12 protein-coding genes are annotated in these 9,252 nt (G+C 59.1%); 7 read left to right on the plus strand and 5 right to left on the minus strand.

Going from position 1 to position 9,252, the window contains the following annotated elements:
• A partial coding sequence (locus tag U1708_RS20100; protein ID WP_332748040.1) for a hypothetical protein occupies positions 1 to 450 on the plus strand: 450 nt, incomplete at its 5' end.
• 545 nt (positions 451 to 995) lie between these two features.
• On the opposite strand, the gene U1708_RS20105 is transcribed toward U1708_RS20100, so the two are convergent.
• Both U1708_RS20105 and U1708_RS20110 read right to left on the minus strand, forming a co-directional pair.
• Positions 996 to 1,550 (minus strand): recombinase family protein, encoded by a 555-nt coding sequence (locus U1708_RS20105; RefSeq protein ID WP_332748042.1) that lies wholly within the window; start codon positions 1,548 to 1,550, stop codon positions 996 to 998.
• A 162-nt stretch (positions 1,551 to 1,712) separates the two neighbouring features.
• Positions 1,713 to 2,420: a DUF5677 domain-containing protein gene (locus U1708_RS20110; protein WP_332748044.1), complete on the minus strand. Its 708-nt coding sequence runs from the start codon at positions 2,418 to 2,420 to the stop codon at positions 1,713 to 1,715.
• A 236-nt stretch (positions 2,421 to 2,656) separates the two neighbouring features.
• Between U1708_RS20110 and U1708_RS20115 the strand changes: the two genes are divergently transcribed.
• Positions 2,657 to 3,457, plus strand: a complete 801-nt coding sequence (locus U1708_RS20115) for a hypothetical protein (protein ID WP_332748046.1) — start codon at positions 2,657 to 2,659, stop codon at positions 3,455 to 3,457.
• A 23-nt stretch (positions 3,458 to 3,480) separates the two neighbouring features.
• On the opposite strand, the gene U1708_RS20120 is transcribed toward U1708_RS20115, so the two are convergent.
• The 3 genes from U1708_RS20120 to mobQ form a co-directional block, all read right to left on the minus strand.
• Complete coding sequence (locus U1708_RS20120) at positions 3,481 to 3,786, minus strand: HigA family addiction module antitoxin (RefSeq protein WP_332748047.1); 306 nt, start codon at positions 3,784 to 3,786, stop codon at positions 3,481 to 3,483.
• A gap of 122 nt (positions 3,787 to 3,908) precedes the next feature.
• Positions 3,909 to 4,184, minus strand: a complete 276-nt coding sequence (locus tag U1708_RS20125) for a type II toxin-antitoxin system RelE/ParE family toxin (RefSeq protein WP_332748048.1) — start codon at positions 4,182 to 4,184, stop codon at positions 3,909 to 3,911.
• A 75-nt stretch (positions 4,185 to 4,259) separates the two neighbouring features.
• Entirely contained in the window at positions 4,260 to 5,324 is a 1,065-nt protein-coding gene (gene mobQ, locus U1708_RS20130) for a MobQ family relaxase (protein ID WP_332748049.1), read from the minus strand.
• A 223-nt stretch (positions 5,325 to 5,547) separates the two neighbouring features.
• On the opposite strand from mobQ, the gene U1708_RS20135 reads away from it, so the two are divergent.
• From U1708_RS20135 to U1708_RS20155, 5 genes are all read left to right on the plus strand, one after another.
• Complete coding sequence (locus tag U1708_RS20135; RefSeq protein ID WP_332748051.1) at positions 5,548 to 5,817, plus strand: mobilization protein; 270 nt, start codon at positions 5,548 to 5,550, stop codon at positions 5,815 to 5,817.
• Positions 5,817 to 6,692 (plus strand): hypothetical protein, encoded by an 876-nt coding sequence (locus U1708_RS20140; RefSeq protein ID WP_332748052.1) that lies wholly within the window; start codon positions 5,817 to 5,819, stop codon positions 6,690 to 6,692. Before U1708_RS20135 ends, U1708_RS20140 begins: the two co-directional genes overlap by 1 nt.
• Positions 6,689 to 6,985: a hypothetical protein gene (locus U1708_RS20145; RefSeq protein ID WP_332748054.1), complete on the plus strand. Its 297-nt coding sequence runs from the start codon at positions 6,689 to 6,691 to the stop codon at positions 6,983 to 6,985. The genes U1708_RS20140 and U1708_RS20145 overlap by 4 nt, the downstream gene beginning before the upstream one ends.
• 369 nt (positions 6,986 to 7,354) lie before the next feature.
• The gene (locus U1708_RS20150) at positions 7,355 to 8,458 is read left to right on the plus strand and encodes a replication initiation protein (RefSeq protein WP_332748055.1); all 1,104 of its coding nucleotides are present in this window, start codon (positions 7,355 to 7,357) and stop codon (positions 8,456 to 8,458) included.
• 92 nt (positions 8,459 to 8,550) lie between these two features.
• Positions 8,551 to 8,970, plus strand: coding sequence for a DNA-binding protein (locus U1708_RS20155; RefSeq protein ID WP_332748057.1), 420 nt, complete (start codon positions 8,551 to 8,553; stop codon positions 8,968 to 8,970).
• Positions 8,971 to 9,252 lie beyond the last annotated feature (282 nt).

A 9,252-nucleotide genomic window follows, 5' to 3' on the forward strand; every position in this document is an offset into this window, starting at 1 on the left:
GGATGTGGCGAGCAGGCCAGTCGGACCAACGAGGTGAATCAGGCTAACCAGCTAACAGTCATTGAAGACCGTAACATGGTGGTCGAGCCTGCGGGACAAGCCCGGCCGGTTAAGCAGGCCAAGCTGTCGAAAGCTGATCTCGTCCGCGTCTGCCGCGCCGCACACGGATCCGCCGTTGGGCGCTCGCCAACCGATATGAAAGCTTCCGCCAAAGACGATGTGGTTCGGCTTTCATACGTACGCGATGACGGCAAGGCGTTCGCCTACGATTGCATAGTCGAAAACAACTTGGTTCGGACAAGAATGATCGACGAAGCCGGTCCTGGGACCGGTCCCGGCGAGTGGTCCGGGCGAGGCTCGACAACAGCCTTCGAGCTTCTAGACGGTGCGGTGCATGTCACAACGACGTTCTCGGATGGCTCTAAGGATGATCAGGTGGTCAATATTTAGCCTGCAACGGATTGCGATCGAAACGCAGGCGATCCGTTAGCCTATCGCATAAATGACTGATTGCGACGAACTGATAGATCACCTCCACTCGAAGGCCCGATCAGGTGCATCTGTCTCTCTGGCGGAGTTTCGTGAGCAGCAGGCGCGTATCGTCGAAGAGTTGTGCGTAGACGCCTGCACCTACACCGCTACGCCTACCGACGACTTAGTGCCTCAACCATAGCCCTCCCTGTTAAGGTCAGCTCTACGTCCATAAATGACGGATCTTCTGGGTCTCCATCATTGTCTGTAGCCCTAATGAGGCCGTCACGTCGTAGCTGGTATACGCATTCTCCAAAGTGTTCCGCTATCTCTGGGGACACAATCAATTCTGGAAATAAGTCTTTTGCCGCAAATCCCGGAAAGGGGTCACCGCTTTTCAGGGCCAGAAGAATAGCTTCACGCATTTGACTGTTCGTCATAGGGTTCCTTTCGAGGAAGTTGCCGTCAGCACGACGGGAATTCGCTTATATCATGTATGCCAAATGAGAGGAATAGGCTGCTATTCAGTCCTTCCTCTGTTGAAGTCGCGATATTGTCGCCTGACTGACTCCCAATAGGGCTGCAACGGTGCGCTGCGTATCGCCAGCTGCGAGCCGCTGTAGAGCTTCGGTCTGTTGGTGAGGGGTGAGGGCTGCACGTCGTCCGAACTTCACGCCGCGGGCCTTTGCCTGGACCCTGCCGGCCGCGGTGCGCTCGGTAACACGATGGCTCTCATAGCTTGCTGCGACCCCCAGCACGGCAATGATGACCTCGGCAAACTGCGAGGTGGTATCCACCATTGGCTCTGCGATCGAACGGAAGCCGGCACCAGCCTCCTTCACCGCGTAGAGGATGTTCAGCAGGTCACGCGTGTTGCGGGCAAGGCGATCGGTGGACGTCACCATCAACACGTCGCCGGCATCGAGCGCGCCGATCGCACGCTTGAGTTGGGGCCGCTCGGCTGTCGCGGCGCTGGCCTTCTCCCGGTAGACCTTCGTACAGCCGGCCGCGTCGAGTTGGGCGAGCTGCTGCGCCAGGTCCTGTCCGTTGGATGAGACACGCGCATAGCCGTAAATCATGCTCGGATTGTGCATCGGATTTATGCATCATGGAAGTGCTCGAATTTCCACGACTTTCCTGGTGATACAAAACTCATGATTTTTGCATCACCAATGTAGCAAAATGGTGGAGAACGGATGATGGCCTTTGGGTGGACCAGACCAGAACAAAGCCCAGTTCCGCTATTTTCGAAATTCTGCACCCATGAGTTGAACATAGCGATCCATCGACCGGCCAAATTCGTCGTCGAAATCCGCGCATCGTGTCGCTCGCCGGAAAGCCTCAATCACGATCATCATCGCTCCCAATGCAAAACCAAGCGTGTTCGGCACTTCCGTTTCATTCGGACCGATCACATGACCTTTGAACGTCCCATCCTGCTCAAAGGAAATATACTGCATTATTGAAGTCAAAGATGTATGAGCGGCCATGCCGCATAACCTACGGTACTCTGCGTATCGATCACCGAACCCGGAATTATCTGACACTGTTTTAATATCTGGTGGCCGCCTGGTATACTTCTTCGCTTCGACTCTAAGCTGGTCAATCTCAAGGACGTAGCTCGCAGCAGGCTCCGCCTCAATGAACGGTAATCCTTTTACAATTTCCCGGACTTTAATTTCATTCTTGATCGTATCCGCGAAAAAGTCATCTCTCGCGGCGTCTGGAGATTCGTGCAAGTATCCAATCCAGAAACCGCATTCATAGATCGATCTTACCAACGTTAAAGCCTCAGTATTCATTCCCCTTTCCGCTAAAATAATAGCGCCTTGAAATGACGAAAGAGCACGTGGCACAATCTGTATAGCAACACAAAGCGGATCGTGTGAGCTTCGTCCTTTAAGTAGCTCTGTCTGCTCAGTGTAGAATCTTTGAGCTAGGCCGTTCATTTCCTCGGCAAGCTTGAAGGTATCAGGGAAGGACTTCCGAATGTGATTGGTGATGAGGGTGCTAGCGGACGCTAAATAACCCCTGGTTCGGAATTCCGCCTCAAAAGCGCGAGCGTCGGACTCCGTTATGTGATCTTGGGCGCTGGACTCCATCCTCACGGAGTAACACGGATGGCAGCCACAGGGCTAACGGATGGCCGCTTTGCGCCGCTGTCCTGGCGCAAGAGGGGGATACAATGAACTCACAAGTCAGATGGATAGTGATCGCCCTGTCGGCAGCAGGCGCGCTTACGAGCGCCGTGGACGCACAGAAACGCCGAGCAGTCACGAAGCCTTTGTCGGATTTCCAACGTCTTGTGCGGGCTGCCCATTCCGACAAGATAACAAGCTATGTCGATAAGTTCGCCACACCGACCGTTGATCAGTCCATGGCAGGCAAGCCTTTCCGCATAGTGTTTCCTGTCGGAAATGGCGAAACCACGGGCGCAGGTCGACCGAAGGGTTCGGCCTATTATACCTATGCGGACGGCGTGCTCGGCTTGCAGGCGTCGCTCCGGAGCGGTCGCGACGAAACTGGTGGCGCATCGTTCCTAAAAATAGATGAGCGGCGCGATACATCCGAAAACTATGCAGGAACGAACGCCTATGGCGCACGAACGAACGTCCAGATCATTAAATTAAAAGAAGAAAACCTCGTCATTCTGAACGCTTCTGCGAATAGTTCAGTAGAAATCGTGTCACAACCCAATCCCGCGCCTACTGAACCAGTCGGTCAATATCAAATGTCAATTTCGGTCAGCGGTCCGGAAGCCCGTTCTGTTGCTAACGACGTGGATATGATTGTTAATGGGAATTTTGCCCCGCTAAAAAATGGCAAACTAACAGCTTGCTGGACAACCTATTCTAAACCTACGTTCGATAATCCAACCGAGCTTTTTGACTACAGCTGCGCTGTAGGAGCGGTCGTTTCTTCAATATCCTTCGTTCGGCGAAGCAACGGAATGATATTAAAGCGTTGGAGCTTTCAGCCAGGCTGAGCATAGTTTCCTATGTCTAGCGGCTAAGCAGCTTCAAGCGTAGGAATACGCGCAAGTATGTCGGCATCCTTCACGGACTGCACGCGCAAGTCATAGTTGCGCTGCATGTTCACCCACATCTCCGGCGTGGTGCCAGTGAGCTTGCCGACCCGGAGCGCCATGGTCGGAGTGATATCCTGCTTCTCGGCAAGGATATCGTAGAGGGTCTGCCGCGATACCTCGATCAGCCTGGCGATCTCTGCCTTGGGCCTGTTAAGCGCGGGTAGAATGTCCTCGCGCAGCAGCTCACCGGGATGCATCGGGGCAAGTCCGGATACGAGCTGGTTCATCATCTATCTCCTGTCCGGGCCAATCCCGGATTGTCATGTGTTTCTGTGTAAGACCTATGTGTAAACTAACGCCTTACATGTCAACCAATAACTGACAGATTTTAATCCAAGGCATGAGCCTCCTAGTGGTAGTCCTCGATATTCACGTCGATCGCATTGCCGTCGTCCCAAGCCCATGTGATCCGGTAATTGCCGCTGGCATCAACGGCGTAGCGTTTGGGCTTTGTGTTCAGTCCGTGAAACCGAAAGCCTGGAAGGTTCATGTCCTCGGGTTTTGTGGCAGCATTCAGCGTCGACAGGAGGCGGCTGACTTTTTTGTGGTTTTGGACGGGAAGTTTTGAGCCATCTCCCTGGGTGGCGAAGGCTTCAAGCGCCTTGCTAGTGTATGTCTTAATCATAGACACATTGTAAGGCATTTCCTTACAAATGTCAAGCATTACCTTACATGCTGCTTAAATGATTCTCGCCAGGTCCTACCGTCCGAAGCCGATATCCGGCCCGTCGAGTCCACGCTGTCGTTCTCGTTCCTGCTGTCGCTGCCTATCGATCTCGGCCTGCCCCGGCTGATCCATCTCGATTCCCGGCATCTGCTCGCGCCGGGGTGAGTGGTCGAGCGCCGGCAGCGCGTCGAACCCGTCGCCGGTACTGGTCTGCAACCCCGTCCGCATCGTTCGCGCCGCGCCCTGCACCAGGCTCGCCATGCTATGCGCCACCAGCTCGGCCCGCTCCCGCAGCCGGTCGCCCATCTCGTGCAGCCATTCCCGGCCGCGCTCGATATAGACCCCCAACCCTCGCGCTTCCTGGATCGCCTCGTTCATCTGTCCGCGCGGGGTGACGGCGTGCGGCTCCTCGCCGGCCGCGATCTGCTCGCGCTCGGCGCGCCGCTCGATCGCGGCCGAGGCGTGGCCCATCTTCACGGTCGGCTCCATCTCTACGCCCTGGCGCGCATAACTGCGATGATCGACCCGCTCAGCCACCTGGGCGAGTTCCAGCGCGTCATTCACCTGCGCCGCCCAGCTCGCCCGGATCTCCTCCACCTCAATCGACGCCGACGATCGCACGTCGAGCTGGCGCGTCTTCGCCCCCAGCCCCTCCGCGTCCACCATCCGCGTCGTCGTCATGACGTGCGCGTGGTGGTTCCGATCGTCGCCATAATCATGGGGAGCATGGATCGCGGCATCGACTGCCACTCCGTAGCGGTCGCAGATATCCTCTGCAAAAGCACGAACCAGGTCGCGGCGTTGGCCGGCATCCAGCTCAGCCGGTAGCGCCAGCTCATACTCTCGCGCCACCTTGGCGTCCTTGCGCTTCTCTGCCGCCTCCGCCGCGTTCCACAGGGCCGATCGATCCTGCGCCCACTCCGCGCCTTCCGGCGTGACGATGAACGTGTCCTCGACACCGCTCCGCCGCGTGTAGTCGTGCACCAGGCCGTCGCGCTCGTTCTCGAGACAGACGCCGGCACGATACGCAACCGCCGCGACCGCGCTACGCCCGGTCGAGCGCGACACCGATTTTACCGCCAGATGGTAGATCGCCATCGTCTGCGTGCGCCTTCTCAAACGTAGTCCAGCGGCATGACGCTGGTCGGGTGTGGGGCAGAGGCCCCGCTGTCGCTTGCGACATGGGTGCAGGGTGTCCCTGCCGCACGCATTACGCAGTAATGCTAAAGTGCGCCCTTGTCTCCTATTGTCGACTCGGGTGGCTTCGTTTGTCGGTTTGCGCTATGCTGGTTTGGTGATCGTGCTTTGACGCGGAGAAGGTATGGCTGCCCCCACTCCCGAGTCTGTCGAACTGGCGAAGAAGCGTCTTGCCCAGGCCAAGGCTCGCCTCGATGCGCTCAACGCCCGGATCGCCACCGAAGGCCGTCGCCTCGATACCCGCCGCAAGATCATCCTGGGTGGCCTGCTCCTCGATGCCGCCACCAAGGATCAACGGTTCGCCGGCATCGTCACCGAGCTGACCCACCGCATCAGCCGCGATCAGGACAGGAAACCGTTCGACGGGTGGACGCTGCCCGGGGAGGACCGCTGATGGACCGCGACCGCGATGACGATCCCCGCCGTCTGCTCGAACAGGCGCGCCAGCTCAACGATCAGGGACGCGGAAGGGTGAGGGGCCGTGGCGAGGACCGGTCCGATCCCCCGGCCGGCAAGTTTGACCCGGCCGAGTTCGACATGCCCGCCGATCCCCCGCCCTCTGCTGCCGGTCGGGCACGCGGTGCCGCCGACGCCGCCCAGGCACACAGCTTCTTCTCCCACCTTGATACCAACATCCAGCGCATCCTGGTCGGTTTCGGCACCCTGCGCGACCTAGTGACCGACGTGCGCGCCAGCCTCGCCGATGCGGCCGCCAGGGACGCACAGCGCACGGAGGAAGAGGAAGCCCGCGACAAGGCCATAGCGGCCCGCCTGGTCGATCCTGCGGTTCTGGCGGCCCGTGCGGAGGCCGGAGCGCGCCATGGGGCTGCAGATGGCCTTGCCGGGGCGGGAGAGACCCTGCGGCGTCGGATCGATGCTGATACGGTCGCGCACGCCGCCCTGAACGATCGTCTTGCCGCCGATGCCGCCGATCGCCGCGCCCATGAGTTGCGCCGGCGCCGGTGGGACAGGTGGTGGAACGGTGCGCTCGCCGGCTTCGCCCTGCTGGTGCCTGCTGCGCTGGGTTACGGCTATCACCTCGGGAACGGGGCCGGTGAAGCATCGGGCTATGCCCGCGCCCGCGACGAGGTAGCTGCGGCCAGCTGGGCGAACACCGTCAACGGCAAACTCGCCCGGCAGCTCGACCAGACCAGCACTTCCACCATCCCCCTCATCGCCAACTGCTCGGGCAAGGGATGGAGCAAAACCAAACAGGACGGTCAGCGCGTTTGCTACGCCGCGCCGACCACAGGATGGTACAGGCCGTGAGCTTCGATGATCGCACCCGCACCTGGCAGCTTATCATGACCGGCGATGATCTCCCGCACATCACGCTCGAAACCCAAGCCGACATGGCGCGGCTGCTCGACATCGATCCTTCGATTTCGCACCTGACGCTCGAAATCGGCGACGGTCGCGTCCACGTCGCCCGCGACTGGCCAAGCAACCAGTACGAGGATGCCGATCGTCTGATCGATCGCATTGCCGCCTCGGGCGTATCCGCGGTCGTTGTCCACGATGGCAACGGCAAACCCCCTCGCCGCGTGACGACCCGCGAATGATCGCGGACCGCCCTCGTCCTAATTCCTTCCTCGCCAAGCTAGCGGCCGATAGGTCGCCTCTGTGACGGCGCAGCCGGCACGCATCATCGGCGCATCGGCCGAAGGCCGATTCCATCTAAATCTTCTCCGTTTCGCGCGCGATGATTCATGATTCTAGATTCTATGATTCAGGGGGGTCGCATCCCACTGATTCAAAAGGCCGATTCCAGCCTATTATGAGGAATGGGGTGGGGCATCATGAGTTTTGGGGTGGGGTATCATGAGGAATGGGGTGGGGTATCGTGAGGGATGGGGTGCATGAAGTGAGGAGCTAGCCGCGCTCATCTCATGATACTTGACCGCGTTATCGCATCGAACGATTGTGCTGCCATGAGCGGGGCAGCCAACGATAAGCCTGGGCGCACGATGGAAGTTGCGCGGATCGAGAAGGAGCGGGGTTCCGACACGATCGTGCAACCGCGCGAACTGGTCGAGGTCCGCTACGCGCGCGGTGCTTCGCTTACTCTCTCGGCTCGCAAGATTCTCGCCCTGATGATGCATCAGGCCGCTGGCGACGCATGGCGCGACCAAGAACATCGGATCGCCAAGCGCATGCTGCGCGGCTCCCACAATTCCAATGATCGCCTTACCGATACGATCGACGAGCTGATGGGTATCTTTTTTGCGATGCCCGATCAGGTCGAAGGCGACCAAGGGCGGCGCACGTTCCAGATGATCGAGGAGACATTTGAGGGGGGAGAGCAGGGGTGGCTGATCTACCGGTTCACTCGCCGCGCCCGCGATCTTCTGAAAGACAGCGAAGCCTATGCCCTGCTGCACCGGGCAACAGTCCTGGCGTTCGATAGCAAATATGCCCTCGAACTCTACCAGCTCGGAGCGTTGCTCTATCGCCGCGACGTGCCGATCTGGCGGGGGGACGTCGCCACGCTACGGTCCAAACTCGGCGTTCCTGAAGGCACCTATGGGTCCTTTGCCGATCTGCGCCGCTTCGTCCTCGATGCGGCGACGGCCGAGATAAATCAGCTCGTTCCTCAATTCTCGGTCGCCTGGGAGGTCGCAAAGCGAAGGGGCCGCAAGGTCACCGAAGTAGCGATCACATTCCGCCGCAAAGCTCCGATCGCTGTCGTAGCGGCAGAGGAAGAAAACGAGCGTCACCGCGCCGGCCGACGCGCACGGCGCGAAGGCACCGTAGAAACGGTCGTTGATCCTGCGGCGATCATCGCTGCTACCGCTGCCAGTCTCTCGGTTTCGGACATACTGCGGTGGCCTGCCGACGATCAGGTGTCGGAATATCGGACGCCAGACCTCTATGCGATCGGCCTCGCCAACGGCGGAGGCCATGCGATTCAACGGCTGGCGGATCAATACGCTCGGGTCCGATCCGACCGGCGACGGCAACTCCGGGGTGACGCTCTTCGCGATGATTGGACCACATGGGTAAAGGGTTGCGCGGAGAAGTGGGCGAAACCCTGATCCTTGTCTCTGCCAGGGTTGCACGATACCCTACGGCAACCGGTCATGGTTCCCGGTTGGAAACACGGGATAAACCTATGGCTACGGTGTCGATGACGAAGGGTGCCGAGCTGGCCGGGGTCAGCAAGGGAACCGTCTCAAAAGCCCTTAAATCGGGGCGTCTTAGCTATGCCGAGAAAACCGATAACGGCTACCTAATCGACACATCCGAGCTGTTTCGGGTGTTTCCCCCGAAACAGTCGGAAACCGTTGAAACAGCCCACCTTGATACCCCTGCTGGAAACAGGGAAACCCTAATGGAAACAGGAGGGTTGCTCCGGGAAGTTGAACTGTTGCGTGAACAGCTTCGTGATCGCGATGGCGTGGTTGATGATCTACGGCAACGGCTAGATAAATCCGAGGACGAACGCCGGGAGGCACAGGCCCGAGTGATCGGTTTGCTGGCAGGACCAGGCCCAACGGAATCCAAGCGGGGGTTCTTTGGCCGGCTGTTCGGTCGCCCTGACGAGTGAGGTTGCAAAAGGGGTACTTTATGCACGGCAGGATAGCTGCTCGTGCTGAGGATACCTGCCATTGCGTCGTCAACAGGCGCGCTGCATCCTCTTCTGATTGGCGATGGTGGGAGTGCGACTATGACGGCGCGGGCAGCAATCTTGGCACTGACGGTGCTGACGGCAGGATGTGGCGAGCAGGCCAGTCGGACCAACGAGGTGAATCAGGCTAACCAGCTAACAGTCATTGAAGACCGTAACATGGTGGTCGAGCCTGCGGGACAAGCCCGGCCGGTTAAGCAG

Source organism: Sphingomonas arabinosi (assembly GCF_036663715.1).
GTDB lineage: Bacteria > Pseudomonadota > Alphaproteobacteria > Sphingomonadales > Sphingomonadaceae > Sphingomonas.

Coding starts and splice junctions, on each gene's coding strand:
- U1708_RS20105 (WP_332748042.1), bottom strand. CDS start 1,550: ATGATTTACGGCTATGCGCGTGTCTCATCCAACGGACAGGACCTGGCG.
- U1708_RS20110 (WP_332748044.1), bottom strand. CDS start 2,420: ATGAACGGCCTAGCTCAAAGATTCTACACTGAGCAGACAGAGCTACTT.
- U1708_RS20115 (WP_332748046.1), top strand. CDS start 2,657: ATGAACTCACAAGTCAGATGGATAGTGATCGCCCTGTCGGCAGCAGGC.
- U1708_RS20120 (WP_332748047.1), bottom strand. CDS start 3,786: ATGAACCAGCTCGTATCCGGACTTGCCCCGATGCATCCCGGTGAGCTG.
- U1708_RS20125 (WP_332748048.1), bottom strand. CDS start 4,184: ATGATTAAGACATACACTAGCAAGGCGCTTGAAGCCTTCGCCACCCAG.
- mobQ (WP_332748049.1), bottom strand. CDS start 5,324: ATGGCGATCTACCATCTGGCGGTAAAATCGGTGTCGCGCTCGACCGGG.
- U1708_RS20135 (WP_332748051.1), top strand. CDS start 5,548: ATGGCTGCCCCCACTCCCGAGTCTGTCGAACTGGCGAAGAAGCGTCTT.
- U1708_RS20140 (WP_332748052.1), top strand. CDS start 5,817: ATGGACCGCGACCGCGATGACGATCCCCGCCGTCTGCTCGAACAGGCG.
- U1708_RS20150 (WP_332748055.1), top strand. CDS start 7,355: ATGAGCGGGGCAGCCAACGATAAGCCTGGGCGCACGATGGAAGTTGCG.
- U1708_RS20155 (WP_332748057.1), top strand. CDS start 8,551: ATGACGAAGGGTGCCGAGCTGGCCGGGGTCAGCAAGGGAACCGTCTCA.